Genomic DNA, 20404 nt, shown 5'->3' with positions numbered 1-20404 from the left:
TCAACAGACCAACTGTTAAGCGAGCTGCGCCAGGTAGCCGCAGACGGACGCATCGTGCGTCGAAGCTCCTGCCTTAGTATCGCCCATGAAAAGTCGAGCTTGCTCGACTGGCCGTCTGAGGGGGGGGAGTCGATCCGTCGGTTGGCACCGAAGTATTCGGGCCGCGGCTTTCCACGACAAGCAGCGCGTCGGCTCGCGGGGCTGATTTTAAGATGGGGATGTTGTCGGTGATGAAATTTGGTTTCGAAGGACCGGGCTTGGCGACCACACCGATGCTCAAGACCAGCACCTGATCGGTTGGCCAGCGGAATCGCTCATGCAATTGCACCATGGTCAACTGGGGCACCTGGCACTCAGTGCGTTGGTTTTGAGCTACCTGAGTAGGGACATCGAGCGGAACTGGCAACATCTTCTCTACCTGGGTGAGTTTCAGTTTGATTACCGCATCCACGGTGCGGGTATCCAGGGCCAACAGTGGGCTAAATTCCAAACTGAACCCCTCGTCAAACTGCCCCATCTCGGGTTGATAGCCAGGCCAGGTTTGATCTGTACGAATAATTCCTTTGGTGTAGTTCACGGGGCGCATCGTAGAGATCACCAACGATGATCCGTTCTGCACCATCTGATGGGGGGCTGTGTGTTCGTGATAGTCGCTACGACGTTTCAGATCTGAAAGAAGCAAAGCGGCGTCTTCTTTCGCCAGGATCCAACCCTGTACCCCTGGCGATTGGACTGGAATCGATTTCATCAGCGGCAATGCTCTCGCCCGCCAGTTAGGACTATCGATCGTGAGGATGCGTAAGCCAAACCCATGCTGTTCCGCGATGCTATTGACGAATCGATCAACGATGTCTGCGACAATCGCTTGCATTTGAGGCGTATGGTAGACACGTAGGGTCTTCTGGTCGGCGCTCAGCAGGCCAACGGGTTTGGAATGCCACGCTTCATAGCCCGTTTCGCGCAGGATCCAATCGACAATTGCCTGTTCGGGAGCGGTCGTGTTTTGAACTCGCAACGTGTAGGGGCTGATATCGTACTCTCGCCAAACTTGACCATCATCATTAGGCAACGTCCCGCTCCCCTTGGAAACCTGGGCATGGCTAACTTGAGCCGCACCACCGAGAGGAACACTACTGCCTGGTGTGACGGGACTTTCCTCGACGCCGGCGGGCATGACCGAATTGAGCGGCGTCGCTTGCGCTTCAGAGTTGGAAGCTTGCCAGCCTGTTGCGCCGAGTCGCTCGGAATCATAGGTTTGTGCGGTTCCCAGTTGAGAACCATGGATAGCGATGAGTGCGACAAACGCGATGCGAATGAGCATCGGTGACCTCCTAAGCAAAACGGGCGACTAGAAGCGGGCGGGGAGTATAGAAACGTGCGCCAGCGGTCACAAGTCCACGTCCCTGCCAAGGCCGCTAGCAAACCAAGTAAAGGTGCCAGTTTCCAGTTCCCACCCTCCCACCGTATTGCAGTGACAGCAAGATGCCGCGATTGTCACTCTTGTTGGATTATTCTAGACTTGAGGCAAATGCTAGCGCGATATTCCGTTCAGATAGGTAAGTTCAATGGCAACCTCGATTGGACTTGAATCCCCCCGAGAACCAGGGGCGGACTCCGTTCAAGTTCAGAAATTTGAATCGGTGCTCTCCGCTGCGCTGACTCGCATGGCCCTGGCTGCAGGGCAGACGGTCGATGAACTGCTCGTGCGGCAGTGGATTCGGGAGGCGCGTGCTAGCTTTCCTGGCGATGTTGAATCCCAGTGGTGGCATTGGTTGAGGATCGCTGCTGCAAGCACGGGATTGAACGTTCGCGTCGTGGAGTTGCCCCGGCAACAGGTCTTCGGTCTGGTGGACAATGGAATAGGACTCGTCACCGTTGTGAAGCAAAAGGGAGAATTGGCGGCAGTTCAACTTGTTAACAAGAAAAAGAAGCTGACAGCAAGCTACTCCACAATTACTGGCAACAAGCTCCTCGACGAAGCGGCAGTTGATGGCCTGTTGCGTGAAGCAGAGCAAGACGGCAAAAATCGCTGGCTAGTCTCCAATGCCGTTGACTATCGAACCAATCTGTTGCCCAAGGGAAAACCTTGGAAGCGCTTGCTGGCCGTATTCAGCGCCGAAGCCAGCGACATTTGGATCGTCATCTTATTTGCCTTCTTGGTAGGCTTATTGAGCCTTGCCACACCAATCGCGGTCGAGTCCTTGGTCAACACGGTCTCCTTTGGCCGACTCTTGCAGCCTGTGATCGTGCTTTCCCTCTTGCTCTTTGGTTTCTTGACCTTCAGAGGAGCGATGCAAGGTCTGCAGACCTATGCCGTGGAAATCATTCAAAGGCGGATGTTCGCGCGGATGACTTCGGCTCTCAGCTATCGCCTGCCGAGAGTCGATCACGAGGCACTCGACTCCACGGATGGTCCCGAGCTGGTCAATCGATTTCTGGATATTGTCACCGTCCAAAAAGTCATGGCTAATCTGTTGCTTGATGGAGTCGCGATAGTGATGGGAACCCTCATCGGCATGGCGGTGCTCGCGTTTTACCATCCATTGTTGATGGTATTTAGCATCATGCTGCTGTTTATGGTCATCTCGGGTATCATCCTTCTCGGCCGCGGAGTAGTCCGCTCGGCAGTTGAAGAATCGAAATACAAATACCATGTTGTCTCTTGGTTCGAGGACATCATTCATTCCCAGTTGGCACTCAAACTCGGTGGCGCTTCCGATTTTGCCTCAGAACGATCCAACCACTGGACCAATGCCTATTTAGGGGCTCGCCAGAAGCATTTTCGAATTCTCCTGCGTCAGATTTTGTTCGTGCTTTTTCTGCAGGCAATCGCTGCGACTGTTCTGTTGGGACTTGGTGGGTGGCTGGTAATTCAAGGTCAGTTGTCTCTGGGTCAGCTCGTCGCTGCGGAGATTATCGTCTCGGCGATTCTTAGCTCGCTGACAAAACTGGGTAAACATCTAGAGGGGTTCTACGATGCCCTCGCGGCCGTGGACAAGCTGGGATACCTTTTTGATTTACCACTCGAATCAAACTCTGGCCTGATTCAAACCTGGGCGCCGGGTGCGATGCCAGTCGATGTGTCGGACATGAACTACGAGATGCGAGAGAAGAGAGTATTCTCAGCGCCGGTCAACTTCAAATTTCGTCCTGGCGGGATCACGGCCATCACCGGTGTCTCTGGTAGCGGCAAGAGTATCTTGCTTGATTTGCTTTACGGTCTTCGTAAACCGTCTGCAGGACACATCGACCTGGCCGGTTTCGAGCCTCGGGAAGTTCGCCCCGAAACGTTGCGCGAAAAAGTCGCTCTCGTACGATCTGACAATTTCTTGACTGGTTCTGTCGCAGAGAATGTCCATCTGCATCGGCCCGAAGTTGGTACAAGCCAAGTACGTGAGGCGCTGTCGGATGTTGGGATGGTAGAAGAAATGAGACTCCTTCCCGAGGGGTACAACACGCACATTACCCAGCAAGGAGTCCCGCTCACGACATCTCAGCAACAGCAGATCTTGCTCGCCAGGGCCCTGGCTGGAGAACCTAGCTTACTTCTCATCGATGGCTCCCTAGATCTCTTGCCAGCAGAAAAGGTTGTCCAGATCATGGGTATGTTGAAAGATAAAGACATGACCGTGCTTGTGGCCACAAACCGACCGGATGTGATCACGCTTTGTGAAGACAGGTTGAAGTTGCAGCCGGCGCTCAGTTTTTGAGTCGCCGAGTCGTCCCGACATCCCCCCCGAAGAGACAGGTTAATGAGTACTGTTCCCAGAAACTTGATCGGAACCAATGTAGACGACGAACCCTTCGACATTGCCGAGGACATGTTCCCCACGTTGCAACTGGTGCGGCTCTCTAGGGGTGTCCGAGTATTGTCCAAGGTGTTATTTCTTCTCCTTTGCCTGGGAATAGCTGCGATGTTTTTCGCTCCCTGGCAACAAACGGTCACCGGTAGTGGAGATGTAACGGCATACAATCCGATGGATCGTAGGCAAACTGTGGAAGCCCCGGTCAAAGGAAGAGTCATCCGCATCGGTGAGGGAATTCAAGAAAATACCTTTGTCAAAGAAGGAGAGATGATTCTCGAACTGCAGGACATTGATCCCAATCTCACGGCTCGACTGGAGTCCCAATTGCAGCAAAGCGAACGGAATGTCCAGGCAGCAGAGGATCATATCAATGCCTCCAAGAGACAATTGGAAGCTACTGGCACGATTGTGGAATCCTATGAATCAAAAGTGAAAGCATTTGAGTCGGTCAGGACCGAAACAGTAGGTGCTGCTGAGGAGTATATTAGCATGGCCGAAAGCAAGGTTGCTGCGGAACGCAACAACCTGACTGCTGCCGAAGCTGCCTATAGGCAAGCTGAGGCCGATTTTTTGAGACAAAAGGAACTCCACGAAGAAGGCTTGGCCTCCCAGCTCAAAATGCAATTGGCAGAGCGCAAATACCGTGAAGCCGAAGCGAAAGTGGAACAAGCAAGGTCCTACGTCGAGGCGGCGATGAGCGACGTCTCCGCTAAGCGCCGTGAGCGCGATGCAAAAGAACGTGAGGCCCAAGCGAAGATCGATTCGGCGAATGCCGAACTGCGAAAAGCTCGTGGAGATATAGCAAAGGGAGAGAGCGATGTAGCCAAGGCCAATTCAGAATTATCAAAGGCACAAAAGGAACTCTCCGAGGCCCAGATCAAACTTTCGCGTCAACGCAGCCAGATTGTGCGTGCTCCCCGCGACGGCTACATAGTCCGTTTGGTCGCCAATGAAGGGAGCGGTGTGATCAAGGAAGGACAAGCTCTCTTCGAAATCGTTCCCAGAGCCGAAAAGCTGGCAGCACAAATTTGGGTTGATGGCAATGATGTTCCCCTTTTGTCCGAAGGCCGACTCGTCCGCCTGCAGTTTGAAGGTTGGCCTGCGGTGCAGTTTTCTGGTTGGCCGTCAGTTGCCGTGGGTACATTCGGAGGGAAGATAGCCTTGATCGACTCGACGGATACGATGGACGGAAAATTTCGGGTCGTAGTACTACCTGACGAAAATGAACCTCCCTGGCCCGAGTATCCCTATCTCCGACAAGGCGTTCGTACCAATGCCTGGATTTTGCTCGATCAAGTCAGATTAGGGTACGAAATCTGGCGGCGAATGAACGGATTTCCTCCTTCGCTTAAAAGCAAGCAGAGCCAGCAGGAGGGGAAGAGTGATAGCAAGGCACCGAAAATCAAGATTTGATGCCAGCGGTAAACTCTTTGTAGTGCAGTCGTCTCTTTCGGCTTGCCGATCTAGTCTGATGTGAAGCGGTATCGACTTGCAATAGTGCGATTTGCCGCACTTTTCTTGCAGCCTCTCTTTTGGGATTCGGACTTGTCATTGCGTCTCTTACTATTGATGTCGCTGACAGCACTCTTGCTGTCTGCTCCTGGATGCGCTACCTCCCGCTCCAAGGACAAGGATGGGGCTGCGCTCCAAGAGACATTTCCCAATGCCTCAATCGATCCCACTGAATCTGAGAGCCTTGCACAAAATGCTGACCTGCGTGTCCTCGGATCAGAAGAGATTGTTCCTCCCGAACCTCCTTCGCAAGAGCAATCTGCGCCAGAGGTTTCCACAATCACGCTTACCTCCGCCGTCGAGGACTTACCTCCACTACCCGAGTTCGATGAGGAAATCGAGTTATCTGACGAGGTATTGAAGCAAGTCGATTTGGAAATGGTAATTCAAGCGGTCTATCTGCATTTTCCGCTGATCCGCGCCGCTCAAGCGGCAAGGGGAATTGCTGCAGGAGAAACTCAAGCTGCGAGAGGCGCCTTCGACCACAAACTAGACAGCGGCTCAGAGAACCAGGCCTTGGGATTCTACGAGAACTATCGCCAGGAACTCTACGTCAAGCGGCAGACTTATTGGGGGGGAGAAGTTTTCGGCGGCTACCGAATCGGCCGAGGAGATTTCGAGCCTTGGTACTTAGAGCGCCAAACCAATGCAGGGGGAGAGTTCAAGTCCGGAGTGGTTGTGCCTCTGGCACAGAACCGCTGGATCGATGAGAATCGGGCTCAACTTTGGCGCGCTCAGCTGGAACGCCGACGTGTGGAGCCAGCCATTCAAGCAGAAATAATCGCGAGTATTCTCGACGCCAAAGTTGCCTACTGGCATTGGATTGCAGCAGCAGAGAATCGTACCGTTGTACAGAACCTGCTAGACTTCGCGCTCACGAGAAACTCGGCCCTTAAACGTCAGGTCCAGGCAGGTGACCGCGCCGAGATCGAACTTGTGGACAATCAGCGACTGATTGTCTCGCGAGAATCCAAACTCATAGAAGCCGACCGAAAGCTGCAACAAGCGGGTATTAAACTTTCGCTCTTCTTGCGTTCTGCTGATGGTGCGCCATTGATTCCTGATGATTCCTGGATGCCTGGCGGGTTTCCTGACTCGATCAATAAGATTGAACAGCCGATTGTTGAAGATATCGCGGTGGCTCAGCAGAACAGACCGGAAACTCGTGAGCTCGATATTATCCGCAGGCAGCTTATCGTCGATCTCGACCAAGCCGAAAACCTTTATCTTCCTGAGGTTAACGGTGCAGTGATAGCCTCTCAGGATGTTGGTGCTCCGACCAGCTTCAAACGAGATAAGTCCCCTTTCGAACTCACCGCGGCAATGTTTGTGGATGTTCCCTTGCAGCGCAACAAGGCGCTTGGCAAGATTCGTGCTACGCGTTCCAAAATCGCCCAAGTGACTGCCAAACGTCAGTTCACTTCTGATAAAATTTCTAACGAGATTCGGTACACCCGTGCTGCCCTGCAAGCGGCTTATGAGCGCGTCGGCAAGATTCAGGAAAGCGCTGATTTGGCGGTTCGCATGGAGCTAGCCGAGCAAAAAGCGTTCGAGCTTGGGTCAAGTACGTTGTTGAATGTCAATCTCCGCGAACAACAAGCAGCCGACGCCGCAGCAGAATTGGTGACCGCCAAACTAGACTACTTTGTCGCTTTGGCTGAATATCAGGCCTCTCTCGGTTTTTCTGATACTTTGGCGTCTGAAACCATGGAAGCCGAGGAAATCGCGTTGCCGGCCCAGCCAATTGAAGAGTAATGTCTCTCTCTATTTCCAGACTAATAATCGTCTGAATTTGAGTATTCAGCAGGGCTAGAGGGCGTTTTCGAACTCCGCATAGGGAAGCTCTCATTGGACGAAACGGCCTTTGCTTGCTATCCTCAGGGAAGAGAGTTCGCTGCTCCTGCCTGCAACTTCTTCGCTTATAGGCTCTCTTTCTACAGTTAATGTTTTGCTAGTAGCCATGACCAGCATGCTCATTTCACAAAGAAACAGATTTTGTGCCGGTTGCTGCATTGCACTCTTGGTGGCCTTTTCACGGAGCCATGCCAATGAGCCTCTGCAATACAACCGCGACATCCGCCCAATTCTTTTCGACAGTTGTATTTCTTGCCACGGTCCCGATAGTGCGTCTCGTGAAGCTGATTTGCGACTTGATGTCCGTGATGCAGCGATCGATGCAGGCGCAATAGTGCCCGGTGATCCCGAGTCGAGCGAGCTTATTCGCAGGATTCATGCTGAGGATGACGAGCGGATGCCTCCGGTGGAGACGAAGAAGACGCTTACCGAGGAGCAGTTGGATACGCTCTCTCGTTGGATAAATGAGGGGGCAGAATACGAGCCTCACTGGTCCTTCATCCCACCAGCAAATCCTCCGCTACCCGAGGTCAAGAATTCCTGGTGGGTGCGAAATGAGATTGATCGATTTGTCGCCGGCAAACTAGAAGACGCGGATCTCGCGCCGGCTCCTGAGGCAGATCGCCGGACGCTTGCCCGCCGGTTGAGTCTTGATCTGACTGGACTACCGCCCGCGACTGAGGTAGTCCAAGACTTCGTCGACGATACTTCTGCCAACGCCTACGAGAAACTAGTAGATCGGTTGCTGGAGTCACCGCATTGGGGAGAGCACCGTGGTCGCTACTGGCTTGATGTCGCCCGTTATGCAGACACGCATGGGATCCATTTCGACAACTTCCGCGAAATCTGGTCTTACCGCGAATGGGTGATCGATGCATTCAACCAGAACATGCCCTTCGACGAATTTACAATCGAGAATCTCGCTGGGGATTTGCTCCCCAATGCCACACTCGAACAGAAGATCGGCTCGGGTTTCAATCGGTGCAACATAACGACCAACGAAGGAGGAGCAATTGCTGAAGAATACAATGTGCTCTATGCCCGCGATCGTACTGAGACGACGTCCGTTACCTGGCTGGGACTGACTGCCGGTTGTGCCGTCTGTCACGATCACAAATTTGACCCTCTGACACAAAAGGAGTTCTACGAACTCTCGGCATTTTTTAATAACACGACACAAGCTGCCATGGATGGCAATATCAAAGACACGCCCCCTGTGGTCGTTGTGCCGCAGGACGAAGATCTCGATCGCTGGGATGTGGTACACGAGTCACTCGCCGATATTCGCAAGAAATTAGAATCTCGTCGTCAGGCAGCACGACCAGAATTTGACGCTTGGGTTGCCTCGGGGCAGAAGATTGAGGCAGAGGGCGAAATGCCTCGAAAAGGGCTCCAGTTTCACGCCCCTCTTGACGAGGGGAGTGAGAAGTTCGACTATTTCGTGAACGGAACGAAGCGCGAGGCTGTGACCCCCCCCAACCTCATTTGGCGCGAAGGCCCCGCGGGTAATCAGGCTGCCTACCTCGAAGGAGGGCAAATCCTGGAGGTCGACGACGTCGGAAGATTCAATAACGAGCAGCCTTTTAGTGTCTCGGTTTGGGTCAAACTTCCCGCTAATGATAGTTCTGCGGCATTGCTCGCCCGCATGAAGGACACGGATAAACATCAGGGCTGGGATTTATGGGTCCAAGGGCGTCGCTTGGGATCGCATTTCATCCAGAAATGGCCGCAAAATGCCATCAAGGTTTTGACCAAGGAACAACTCCCTGCCGACGTCTGGACCCATGTTGCTCTAACTTATGATGGCAGCATGAAAGCAGCTGGTTTCAAGATCTACCTCAATGGACTTGCTCAGGAAATGCGAGTTGAGGCCGATACACTCGTTGACGATGAGAAGGCCAAGACGGGCGTATCTTTCAAGATTGGCCAACGAGAGAATGGCTCACCGATTTCTGGAGTAACCCTCACAGACGTGCGTGTCTATGAACAAGAGTTGTCCTCTCAGGATGTGACGAGCTTAGCCAGTCGCGTAATTTTCGCGGTGTTGGATAAGCCCGCGAGTGAACGGACAGCTGCGGAACTCGATGCCCTCTATGCTTGGTGGTTGGGGAATCGCGACAAACAGTACCCACAACTTGCAGAACAGAATGATGCACTCCAGCATGAGGAGCAGGAGATCGTTGCCCGTGGCACGGTCGCCCATGTTATGCACGAGCGCGACGAGCCGGCTACAGCCTATATTCTCAACCGAGGCGAATACGACCAGCGCGGCGAAGAGGTTCAACCTGGCACACCAGCCATGCTCCCTCCATTCGACGAGGATTTACCGCGCAATCGTTTGGGATTGGCCAAGTGGTTGCTTGAGCCAGAGAATCCTCTTACTGCAAGGGTCACCGTCAATCGATTCTGGCAAGAGGTTTTTGGAACGGGACTGGTCGAAACCTCTGGAGACTTTGGCGTTTCGGGCGCGCTTCCGTCGCATCCGGAATTGCTCGATTGGCTAGCGGTAGATTTCCGAGATTCCGGTTGGGATGTGAAACGATTCTTCAAACAATTGGTGATGAGCGCCACCTATCGACAGAGCGCAGCTAATACACCTGAAAAGCTCGAACGTGATCCCGACAATCGCCTACTATCCCGCGGGCCACGGTTCCGCATGGATGGCGAGATGGTCCGAGATTATGCCTTGGAAGTGAGTGGTTTGTTGGTTGATACAATTGGCGGGCCGAGCGTGCGACCTTATCAGCCTCAAGGCGTCTGGGAGGCCGTGGCAATGATAGGCAGCAATACGCGGGATTACGAGCAAGATGAGGGAGACTCACTCTATCGGCGGAGTATGTACACATTTTGGAAGCGTTCCGCTCCCCCGGCTTCGATGGATATATTCAATGCTCCCTCGCGCGAGCAATGCACCACATTGCGCGAGCGGACGAACACGCCGCTGCAAGCGTTGGTGACTTTGAACGACCCGCAATTTGTTGAAGCGGCGCGCAACTTGGCCAGCAACGCCCTTGAGCAGGCTGGTCAAGAGTTTACCGATCGAGTGCAGTGGATCGGTGAGCAACTTGTCAGTCGTACTTTCCGTGAGGATGAATTAGCTGTCATCCGTGAATCCTACGACCAATTGTCAGCACACTATCAGTCTCACGCCGATGAGGCCGAGGAATTGTTAGCCGTCGGTGAGTCTCCAGTCGATGAATCATTGCCCACTGAGGAATTAGCCGCGTGGACAATGACGGTCAACCAGTTGATGAACCTTGATGAAGTGCTCAACAAATAAGAGTATCAGACTGCTATGGAAACCTTCGAAGAATATCGAACGCAGGTCACCCGTCGCCATTTCTTGTCGCAGGGGGCAAACCTCTTGGGTACCGCTGCTATGGCATCCCTGGGCGGAAGCCTCCTGGGCGGCAGCGCTTCTGCAGCCAGTACGTCGGCGAGTTCCCTGGCTGGTAAGCTTCATTTGCCACCTCGCGCTAAACAGGTGATCTATCTACACATGGTTGGCGGCCCTCCGCAGATGGACATGTTCGACTACAAGCCCGTAATGAACGGCTGGTACGACAAGGATCTACCTGAATCGGTCCGCATGGGACAGCGGCTAACGACAATGACCTCCGGCCAGGCGCGGTTTCCTATTGCACCTTCCAAATACCAGTTCGAGCGAGTCGGACAAGCTGGCATGTGGATGGGGGAATTGCTCCCCTGGCTTAAGCAGTCGGTCGACGACATGACATTCGTCCGCAGCATGCATACCGAGGCGATCAACCACGAACCCGCCATCACGCTCATGCAGACGGGCAATCAGGTCACCGGCCGCCCTTGCTTGGGGGCCTGGAGTTCCTACGGACTGGGTTCACTCAATGAGAACCTACCAACTTTCGTGGTAATGGTTGCACGGCCCACCAACACCGAACAGGTGCAAGCCATCTCGGCTCGCTTGTGGTCCTCCGGTTTCTTGCCGGGACAGCATGCTGGGGTGAGCCTGCGTTCGGCGGGGGACCCGATACTCTACATTAATAATCCACCCGGGGTCTCGCGCGAGGTACGGCGGACAACGCTTGACGGGATCGAAGCCCTCAACGAGATGAATTATCAGCAGCTTGGCGATCCGCAAACCGAGACACGGATCCAGCAATACGAAATGGCTTTTCGCATGCAGGCGAGTGTGCCGGAGCTGACCGATATCGCTACTGAATCGGAGTCCACCTTCGATCTCTACGGCGAGGCTGCTCGTGAGCCAGGCACGTTTGCCTACACGGCGTTGATGGCCCGGCGCATGGTTGAGCGCGGTGTGCGATTCGTGCAAATCTATCACAACAATTGGGATACGCATGGGAACGTCGCTGGTCGGCTACCCGACCAATGCCGCGACGTCGATCAACCGTGCCACGCCTTGATTCAGGATCTAAAACAGCGCGGCATGCTGGAGGACACGATCGTGATTTGGGGGGGCGAATTCGGTCGCACGATCTATTCCCAAGGGGGCCTCACTCACGACAACTACGGCCGCGACCACCATCCTCGTTGTTTCACGATGTGGATGGCTGGCGGGGGTTTCAAGCCCGGCACGGTTTACGGCGAAACGTGTGACTTTTCGTACAACATTGTCAAAGATCCGGTTCACATCCGCGACTTCCATGCCACAGTGCTGCATCAACTCGGGTTCGACAACGAGCGTTTCACGTTCAAGAGCCAAGGTCTCGACCAAAAACTAACCGGCGTCCTCCCAGCGAGAGTCGTGCGAGAGTTGCTCGCGTAGCGTTTTTTTGTGTAAGCCGCGATGCGGAGCCCCAGCGCAGCAGAGCGCGACCTCTCCATTCACCGCACCACCCGCGCTCCACCGCCGCCCATCAACTTCTCGACTTCTTTCACCGTCGCCATTGAGGTATCCCCCGGCGTGGTCATCGCCAGCGCCCCATGCGCGGCCCCATAGTCCACGGCCTTCTGGCCATCTCCCGTAGTAAGCAGGCCATAGATCAATCCACTGGCAAAACTGTCTCCGCCGCCAACTCGATCCATGATTTCTAGTTTCGGGTAGGACCGTGATTCATAGAACTTGCCGTCGTACCAGACGATGGCACTCCAATCGTTGACGGTCGCGGTGTGAACCTCCCGTAAGGTGGTCGCTGTGGCCACAAAGTTGGGGAACTCGGCTACGGCTTTCTCGATCATCCGTTTGAAGTTCTCCACATCGATGTTGCCTAGGTTCTCATCGACCCCTTCAACTTCCAGCCCAAGACATGCAGTGAAATCTTCTTCGTTGCCGATCATCACATCAACCGACTTGGCGATGGCTCGATTTACTTCCTGTGCCTTGTTCTTCCCGCCGATGCCTTCCCACAGAGAAGGGCGATAGTTGAGATCGTAACTCACAATCGTGCCGTGCTTTTTGGCACACTCCACCGCCGCAACAACTGTCTCTGGTGTCGTCGCGCTGAGCGAGGCAAAGATCCCTCCCGTGTGCAACCATCGCACTCCGAGTTTGCCGAACAGATGCTCCCAGTCAATGTCCTCTGGCTTGAGTTGGCTAGCTGCCGTCAGGCCCCGGTCGCTGCAACCAACCGCGCCACGAAGTCCGAATCCACGTTCGGTGAAGTTGAGACCGTTACGGACCGTGCGACCGATGCCATCGTACTTCACCCAGCGGATGAGTGAGGTATCAACGCCCCCTTGGAGGATGAAGTCCTCGACCAACCGCCCGACGTCGTTGTCGGCAAATGCCGTGACCACCCCGGTTCGCATCCCAAAGCATTTGCGCAGCCCCCGCGCGACGTTGTACTCGCCGCCCCCTTCCCAGGCGCGAAACTGCCGTGTGGTGCGAATACGGCCTTCCCCCGGATCGAGTCGAAGCATCACTTCGCCGAGCGAGACGAGATCGTAGTGGCAATCCTCAGCTGGTCTAACTTTAAGTTGCATGCTTTTTCTCCGTGGTTGTTCGGGGCAAGTCTTCTTGTAGGCCGAAACGAGCGGTAGTGCTGTTCTGGCATGGTGTCGCGAACCAACGCACCCATGCCGGAACTGCGCACGGCTTGTTTCGGCTGACGTGGCTGTATTGACCTGCTGAACGATTGTTCGCTCGGCAATGGGCCCTAAATTGTAGCGGTCTTATTGGGTGGTCTCAATTGCTCCCAGAAGGAGACCGTTCTTATTCGGGGTAGGCCGGAACCAGCGGTAGCACTGTTCCGACATGGTGTCGCGAACTAACGCACCCATACCGGAACTGCGCACGGTTTGTTCGCGGCCTACGTGGCTCGATTCTCTTTGAAAACACAGAAACAAAATACAAAACTAAATCCTTTTCGACTGGTCTAAATTGTTTCAACTCGTTAACGAGCCTAGACTTACGGGGATCACGCCGCTTCGGGCGGAGAGGGGTTTTGTAAAGCAATATTCTCCCGCCTGGCCTCGGCCGCGCGGCGATCGTAGGCTTCCATCCCGGCGATGGCCGTCCGGACATCCTTGGCGCTGACGTCCATATCAACTGCACCTAAGGCCTCTTCGATTTCGCGCTGCAGCTTGTCGTAATAGCGCTCGTCGGCCGACTTCGGTGCGGGGTCTCCTTGGAGTGTTGCGCGGTACTGGCCAAAGCGTGCTTTCTGCAAATCGTCGAGCCGAGAGCACATCCGCTCAAGTTGGGCGTCGTCGGTACATTCGTCGGCCATGATATTGGCAACCTCGTCAAGTAGTGTGCGGACGTCGCTCGGTGAGAGAGATTCGGGTTTGCGGAGGGCGAAGCGCTGAGGGCAGGTCCGTTCGAGCAGCCAGGCAGCAGCCCGCCAGTTGTTATTGACGGCCGAGCGCAGGGCTCGCAGCGGGGACAATCCCGAGGCCGTTTCTGCGGAGGCCAACTGCTCGGCAAACGCCGGATCGCGGTCCGCCTCCCGACGCAGGGTGGCTACGGAGCAACCGACGTGCCGCGCCGCTTCGTCGTAGCCTGCGCCGATTCCAATCAACGAGCAGACTTCGCGTCGTTTGTACGGATCGGCAAGGGAGCGCGGGCGACCTACTGATCGCGGTGGGTTTGGTGAGTTCATGGCAATAACTCCTGGGGTTGTTTGGGGGACAATCCAAATACCCTCCCCGGCTCTAAGAGGCCGACCCTCCCGCAAGCGGGAGGGTATCTCAATTACATCCTCCCTTGGGAGGGTCGCGAGCTATCGAGCGGGGAGGGCTTTGAGTGGGAATTGAAAATATATACACATGTTCACCATAGCAGAATGGGTGGCCAAAAACGAGAAGAAAAGTCGAGAAGATCTGGAGACACCCACTTGCAGAGGTTCACCTTGTTTGATGCAAGTTACTACGCTGGCTTGAGTTACCTCGCTTCAATAGATGGTGTCTCTTTCGCTCGGAATTGGCGTGGCTGTTTCTGCAGGTGGGAGCTTGTTTGGGGGGAGTTGAGTCTGTAGCTTCAATGCAGTGGATTCCTGACCACGAGTGGTTGGGATCGATAATTTAGGGTTTAACCGCACGCGTCAGGCTCGTGAGGGTGATCCTGTGATCTTTTGTTTTGAAGGTACAATCTTAAAAGTTTGGGGTATTCTGTTACAATCGGTAGGTAGTTTCTACCTTGGCTCTCATCCGGAGATTATTCCCCTCGAAAGAACCGCCTAATGAAGACCACCGGAACCTTGATCCTCTTCACTTTGGGACTCCTCTCTACCGCCGGCGCTCAGGCCGACATCTTCGGCAGCGGTGCGAACCAGTTTGCGATCGAGTTCGTTACGATCGGCGATCCTGATAACCCAGGCGACACGTCGGGCGAGCCCTACCGGGCAGGAAAGGTTGAATACGCCTATCGTATAGGCACCTACGAAGTCTCCGAGGACATGATTAACAAGGCCAACGCCTTGGCTGGCCTGGATATCTCGCATGACGGCCGAGGCGCGAACAAGCCGGCCACTTCCATCAGCTGGTTTGAAGCAGCCAGATTTGTCAACTGGCTTAATACTAGTACAGGCAACGTTACTGCATACAAGTTCGATCTGAATGGCGATTTTCAACTTTGGGATCCCGGCGACGACGGCTATGACGCAGCGAATCGTTATCGCAATAGCTTGGCAAGGTACGTTCTACCCAGTTCGGACGAATGGTTTAAGGCAGCTTACTACGATCCGAATGAGAACCTCTACTTCGATTTTCCTACAGGCAGCGATAGCCCTCCTGTGCCAGTTGCAAGTGGTACCTCCAGTGGCACTGCCGTTTATGGCGGACAGATGGAGCCGGCAGACGTAACTCTTGCGGGGGGACTGAGCGTCTATGGAACCATGGGACAGGGGGGCAACGTTTGGGAGTGGGAAGAAACCAACTGCTATCTAATTAACGATGAAAATGCTGGCGCGCCTTGCCGCGGTTTGCGGGGGGCAAATTGGGATGTCACCGTTGCTCAACCGATGAATTCGCTAAGTCGTAGTTATATTGCACCAGATTTCGAGCATGGTGCTAATGGTTTCCGCGTCGCAAGTATCCCTGAGCCCAACACGCTGCTGCTGGGAGCTTTGGCTACCGTAGGGCTGTTGGTTCGGAGAAGACGGTAAGCGAACCCTTAATTCTTTTTCCCTTTTCGGCAAGTAGGATGGGGACATGCATCTCTGCCGGTTTGGTAACTCTTGGAATTGCAACGACTTGAGTTCATCGAATCGGAATAGGAAGATGGGTGGGGCGTCGTTGAAAGAGTCCTCCGTAATGGGCTCAAACCCGACCGCGTCCATCCGATGGTACCGGTCGTCATGGATGAGATTGACATCGATATCTCGGACCAGTATTCAAAGAATGTGAGCGAGTACCTGGGGCGATTGTCGGCCCACTACCTAATCGTTGTCTGCGAAAACGCCGAAGAGAACTGCCCGCGGTTGTTTCCTGGTATGGGGCAGCGGCTCTTCTGGCCCTTCGACGACCCGGCCGCGGTTGAAGCCAGCGAAGAGGAACAGTTGTCCGCCTTCCGCCGAATTCGTGACGAACTCGACGAAAGGTTGGCGGCCTGGCTGACCTCGTTTGCCCGGCCTCAGTCAAACGCTAGCACAATGCCTTGAGCAAGGCATCTTGACCGTGGGTGTTCCGCATCGTATATTTGTATAAACTTGCAAATAAGCAACAGTCGATAGGATAAGCAATGAATCGAGCCGAGAAAGCCAAGTACGAAACTCGCACCAATGTGCTCAAAGCACTGGCCCATCCGGCTCGGCTGAAACTGGTGGATGTGCTCTCTGAGCACACCGAGGTGTGCGTTTGTGACCTGACCGAGGAGATCGGGATGGATATGTCGACCGTTTCTCGACACCTGACGCAGCTCAAGAACGCCGGCATCGTCGAAAGCGACAAACGTGGCCAGATGGTGTTTTACAGCCTGCGGGTGAAGTGCCTGAAGAACTTGTTCGGCTGCATCGAATCAGTGGTCAAGTGTAACGTGGACCAACAATTGAAGGTGCTTTCGTAGCTGCAGCCTGATGCAGCTTTTTATTTGGCCTGATATTTGCACATTATACCAAATACGCAAGAAAGTGTGGCAAGATGAACCGAGAATGGAAAATATTTGCAGCGTTTCTAGGCGTGTTCTTGTTCGCCTACTTCGTGCCGCTAGCGACACCGCAGTACGATGCGCATGCTGACCCTCTCGCAGCAAAGACTACCAGGGCCATCGTCGAGGCGTTCCTACTCCTTCAGTGGTACGCCCGCAACCACACGCTTGCCTGCGTTGTTCCCGCTCTCTTCATTGCCGGAGCCATCACGACCTTCCTGTCCAAAGAGTCAGTACTCAAACATTTAGGGCCAAAGGCCAACAAGGTTGAAGCCTATTCGGTGGCTTCGATCTCGGGCACCGTGCTGGCGGTTTGTTCCTGTAGCGTGCTGCCGATGTTCGCAGGCATCTACCGCATCGGGGCGGGGTTGGGGCCAGCCTCTTGCTTTCTCTACGCCGGTCCGGCAATTAACGTGCTTGCGATCTTTCTCACGGCACGTGTCCTGGGATTCGAGTTAGGTGTCGCCCGCGTGGTTGGCGCCATGGTTTTTGGCGTGATCATTGGCCTCATCATGGCAATGCTGTTCAGTCGCAGCGAAGACGAGCGGAGCGAAGTCACGATGGCTCAGCCCGACCCACCTGCTGCCAGCCGACCGCTTTGGCAAAACGCTTCGATGCTGGCCGCCATGCTGGCATTTCTGGTGTTCAGCGACTGGTTCAATCCTGGCGACAAGATAGTGCAAATGGCTGATGGCCGGCAGTTTGAAGCAACACTGCAATATGAAACCGAAAACAGTTACGACCTGCGACTCAAACAGGCATTGCTTGGGCATGAAGCGACTGAGGTTGTACGGCTGGCCAAAACCGATATTACGAGCATCGAGGACGTCGATACCTGGGTGACCCGTATCCATCACTACCGCTGGTACTTGGCGGGAGTGATGGCCGTGCTGGTCGCCGTGATGAGCCTGGCGTGGCTCAATCGTCAAGACTTCGGCGAGTGGATGGGCAATACCTGGGAGTTTTCCAAGCTGCTCGTGCCGCTCCTCTTTGGTGGTGTCTTCGTCGTCGGATTCCTAGGAGCCCTTATTCCAGAGAAGCAGGTGGCGGCGTTCGTGGGTGACAACAGCATCCTGTCAAACCTGATTGCCTCTTTGGTTGGCTGCCTGTTCTACTTCGCCACACTCACCGAGGTCCCGATTCTGGAGGCGCTGATGCGCAACGGCATGCACAACGGACCGGCGCTAGCGCTGCTCTTGGCGGGACCCGCCCTGTCGCTGCCCAGCATCCTGGTGATTCGCAGTGTCGTCGGCAACACAAAGACTGCGGCTTTTGTCGCTCTTGTGGTTGTCATGGCGACCATCGCTGGGATCGGATTCGGCGAATTTTACCCATCCGCAACCAATTCACCTAATCAACCCGCGACCGCTGCCGTCGCAGCAATCAATCCATAGGAGATTCGCAAGATGACCACCATTCAAGTTCTCGGCACCGGCTGCAAGAAGTGTGTCTCGCTGAAAGAGAATGTCGAAGCAGCCCTGAAAGATTTGGGCGTCGAAGCCGACGTCCAGAAGATCGAAGATATCAATGAAATCGTTCAATTCGGCGTCATGTCTACGCCAGCCTTGGTTGTCGATGGCGAAGTAAAAATCGTCGGTAAAGTCGCGACGCCAGAAGAGATTAGAGCAGTCCTATCAAAGTAACAAGCGACAGGACTAACGGGAAGTTCTAGCCCCTGATAAAGGAAGGAAGTACACGGATGAATGCCAAAAACCTAATCGCCGCCGCCTTGCTACTGTTTGTCGCGGCTTCCGTGGCGATCCTCCTCGGACGCGAGATGCGGGAGTCAACGACGGTCAACTCAGACTCTGCTGAAGAGCAACTCCCGGAAAACGCCCTGGTCGTCTACTACTTCCACGGCGACACGCGGTGCCCGACCTGTCGGAGCATCGAGAGCTACTCACACGAGGCTGTTAAGTCGGCATTCGCTGCAGAATTGGCCGACGAACGGGTTCAGTGGAAGGTCGTTAACTACGAACAGCCCGAGCACATCCACTACGCTACCGAGTACGAGATCGTCTCGCCCACTGTCGTGTTGGTCAGTATGGCGAATGGAGAAGTGGCCGACTGGCGTAATTTGATGCGAGTCTGGGAGTTGATTGGCGACCGTGACGCGTTCACCGCGTACATCCAAAAAGAGATTCTTTCCATGCTCGGATCATGATCAGGCGGTAACAAGTACATCTCAACAAGGAGAATAGACGATGGCGACATCAATGATATTCGCAGCCGTGCTGGCCGTTTGCAGCGTTGTGACACCTGATACAACTACCAGTGACAAAGAACAAGGGAAGTCCCCGGAACATCAAGTGGTTGCGATCTACTTCCATCGAACCCAGCGCTGCCCGACCTGCAAGCGAATCGGCGCAATGGCCGAGGAAGCAGTGACGAAAGGCTTTGAAAAGGAAGTCGAGAATCGCACCGTCGAGTTTCATTACATCGACTTTCAGGACGAGAAGAATGCAGAACTTGCCAAAAAGTACGGCATTGAAACGCCCACCCTCGTGATGATCAATGTCTTCGAAGGTGAAACCGTGTGCTTGACGAGCATGCCGAAAGTCTGGCAGTTGGTCGGCAAGCCGGACGACTTTCGGGCCTATGTTCAGGACGGCGTCGCCCGCTACTTGAGACAATCCAAGGAAGACGCCGAGCAGGAACGCGACGAATCGAAGGAGTCCAAGGAATGACTGAGTTTCTGCTGGCCGCCGGTTCGGCCTTGTGGCTAGGGTTGTTGACTTCGATCAGCCCCTGTCCCTTGGCGACCAATATCGCCGCAATCAGTTACATCGGCCGCCGAGTCGATAACACGCGGTACGTCCTGCTGGCTGGGCTGCTGTACACGGTGGGCCGAGTCGTAGCATACGTTGGGTTGGCGTTCTTGCTGGTCAGCACGGCCCTCTCGGTCCCCGGCGTATCGCAGTTTTTGCAGAAGTACATGCACCTGCTGCTTGGGCCGACGCTCATCGTGGTGGGCATGTTCTTGGTCGGCCTGATCGAAATCAACATCGGGGGCGGTGGCGTTTCCGAGTCGGTCAAAAAGAGGGTCGACCGCTTGGGTATTTGGGGTGCACTGGCTCTGGGAGTCCTATTCGCACTGGCGTTCTGCCCTACGTCGGCAGCGTTGTTCTTCGGCAATGTGATGGCGTCGCTTTCCGCCGGTTCGACGATTCTGCTCCCACTGCTCTATGGCATCGGAACCGCCTTGCCCGTTATCGGCTTCGCAGTGCTGATCGCCCTTGGCTCCAAAAAACTCGGGGAAGCGTTCAATGCCGTTAGCAAAACGGAGCGGTGGGCTCGCCTCGGAACTGGCGGCGTGGTTTTAGTGGTTGGGTGCTTCTTGACAATCCAGTCTCTGCTATGACCAAGGACACTGAGGAGAGGCGTTGTAACTGCGAACAACTTGAACTCAACGCGTTTGGGCGGTAACCAGGCCTACGCTGCTGCAGCGGTCGCCTTTACCGGCCGCATCTATTAACAATAATCGCAGTCAAGCTGAGGATGCCCAGCGGCCTATGAAGGTTTGCGTTCGTAATCAATGTCTAACTGTCCTGAGGCGTCGATGGGGGAAAAGGACGTGCCTTCATCATTCCGAGCAAAATACCAAGCGAGCTTAGAACCTGTATTCTCGTAAGCATTTACGACAAGAATCAGTGGAGCTTGATGGATAGTTCGAAATGTGCGTGTCCTTTTCCCGCCCCTTTTTCTGGGCCTA

Annotated in this window: 16 protein-coding genes; 13 read left to right on the top strand and 3 right to left on the bottom strand. The window is 54.5% G+C overall.

From position 1 onward, the window contains the following. Window positions 1-73 precede the first annotated feature (73 nt). Complete coding sequence (locus tag Pr1d_RS21020) at window positions 74-1321, bottom strand: hypothetical protein (RefSeq protein ID WP_148075363.1); 1248 nt, start codon at window positions 1319-1321, stop codon at window positions 74-76. A 244-nt stretch (window positions 1322-1565) separates the two neighbouring features. On the opposite strand from Pr1d_RS21020, the gene Pr1d_RS21015 reads away from it, so the two are divergent. The 5 genes from Pr1d_RS21015 to Pr1d_RS20995 all read left to right on the top strand — a co-directional run bounded on the left by Pr1d_RS21015 (window position 1566) and on the right by Pr1d_RS20995 (window position 11934). Next, window positions 1566-3710, top strand: coding sequence for a peptidase domain-containing ABC transporter (locus Pr1d_RS21015; protein WP_148075362.1), 2145 nt, complete (start codon window positions 1566-1568; stop codon window positions 3708-3710). Window positions 3711-3752: 42 nt separating this feature from the next. After that, on the top strand, window positions 3753-5219 hold the full coding sequence (locus tag Pr1d_RS21010; protein ID WP_148075361.1) for an HlyD family secretion protein: 1467 nt from the start codon (window positions 3753-3755) through the stop codon (window positions 5217-5219). A 132-nt stretch (window positions 5220-5351) separates the two neighbouring features. Further along, the gene (locus tag Pr1d_RS21005; protein WP_148075360.1) at window positions 5352-7073 is read left to right on the top strand and encodes a TolC family protein; all 1722 of its coding nucleotides are present in this window, start codon (window positions 5352-5354) and stop codon (window positions 7071-7073) included. A gap of 214 nt (window positions 7074-7287) precedes the next feature. Beyond that, window positions 7288-10452 carry a DUF1553 domain-containing protein gene (locus tag Pr1d_RS21000; RefSeq protein WP_148075359.1) on the top strand — a complete coding sequence of 1055 codons (3165 nt, stop codon included), beginning with the start codon at window positions 7288-7290 and terminating at the stop codon, window positions 10450-10452. 15 nt (window positions 10453-10467) lie between these two features. Continuing rightward, window positions 10468-11934, top strand: a complete 1467-nt coding sequence (locus tag Pr1d_RS20995) for a DUF1501 domain-containing protein (protein ID WP_148075358.1) — start codon at window positions 10468-10470, stop codon at window positions 11932-11934. A gap of 59 nt (window positions 11935-11993) precedes the next feature. Here Pr1d_RS20995 and Pr1d_RS20990 read toward each other — a convergent pair whose 3' ends face one another. Beyond that, window positions 11994-13091 (bottom strand): sugar kinase, encoded by a 1098-nt coding sequence (locus tag Pr1d_RS20990; RefSeq protein ID WP_148075357.1) that lies wholly within the window; start codon window positions 13089-13091, stop codon window positions 11994-11996. A 434-nt stretch (window positions 13092-13525) separates the two neighbouring features. Further along, window positions 13526-14209: a hypothetical protein gene (locus Pr1d_RS20985; protein ID WP_148075356.1), complete on the bottom strand. Its 684-nt coding sequence runs from the start codon at window positions 14207-14209 to the stop codon at window positions 13526-13528. Between the two features lie 579 nt (window positions 14210-14788). Between Pr1d_RS20985 and Pr1d_RS20980 the strand changes: the two genes are divergently transcribed. The 8 genes from Pr1d_RS20980 to Pr1d_RS20945 all read left to right on the top strand — a co-directional run bounded on the left by Pr1d_RS20980 (window position 14789) and on the right by Pr1d_RS20945 (window position 20053). After that, window positions 14789-15712, top strand: a complete 924-nt coding sequence (locus tag Pr1d_RS20980; RefSeq protein ID WP_148076473.1) for an SUMF1/EgtB/PvdO family nonheme iron enzyme — start codon at window positions 14789-14791, stop codon at window positions 15710-15712. 192 nt (window positions 15713-15904) lie between these two features. After that, window positions 15905-16207, top strand: a complete 303-nt coding sequence (locus Pr1d_RS20975; RefSeq protein ID WP_168205392.1) for a low molecular weight phosphatase family protein — start codon at window positions 15905-15907, stop codon at window positions 16205-16207. Window positions 16208-16287: 80 nt separating this feature from the next. Beyond that, entirely contained in the window at window positions 16288-16611 is a 324-nt protein-coding gene (locus Pr1d_RS20970) for an ArsR/SmtB family transcription factor (RefSeq protein ID WP_148075354.1), read from the top strand. A gap of 74 nt (window positions 16612-16685) precedes the next feature. Beyond that, window positions 16686-18086, top strand: a complete 1401-nt coding sequence (locus tag Pr1d_RS20965) for a permease (protein ID WP_148075353.1) — start codon at window positions 16686-16688, stop codon at window positions 18084-18086. A gap of 12 nt (window positions 18087-18098) precedes the next feature. Beyond that, entirely contained in the window at window positions 18099-18335 is a 237-nt protein-coding gene (locus Pr1d_RS20960; protein ID WP_148075352.1) for a thioredoxin family protein, read from the top strand. Between the two features lie 56 nt (window positions 18336-18391). After that, window positions 18392-18856 (top strand): nitrophenyl compound nitroreductase subunit ArsF family protein, encoded by a 465-nt coding sequence (locus Pr1d_RS20955; protein ID WP_148075351.1) that lies wholly within the window; start codon window positions 18392-18394, stop codon window positions 18854-18856. A 40-nt stretch (window positions 18857-18896) separates the two neighbouring features. Then, a complete protein-coding gene (locus tag Pr1d_RS20950; RefSeq protein ID WP_148075350.1) occupies window positions 18897-19379 on the top strand; it encodes a nitrophenyl compound nitroreductase subunit ArsF family protein in 483 nt (160 codons plus the stop codon). After that, on the top strand, window positions 19376-20053 hold the full coding sequence (locus tag Pr1d_RS20945) for an aromatic aminobenezylarsenical efflux permease ArsG family transporter (RefSeq protein WP_148075349.1): 678 nt from the start codon (window positions 19376-19378) through the stop codon (window positions 20051-20053). The genes Pr1d_RS20950 and Pr1d_RS20945 overlap by 4 nt, the downstream gene beginning before the upstream one ends. Window positions 20054-20404: the final 351 nt, after the last annotated feature.

Source organism: Bythopirellula goksoeyrii (assembly GCF_008065115.1).
Classification (GTDB): Bacteria; Planctomycetota; Planctomycetia; order Pirellulales; family Lacipirellulaceae; genus Bythopirellula; species Bythopirellula goksoeyrii.
Note: the sequence above shows the minus strand (reverse complement) of the source record. Positions and strands in the feature narration are given on the sequence as shown.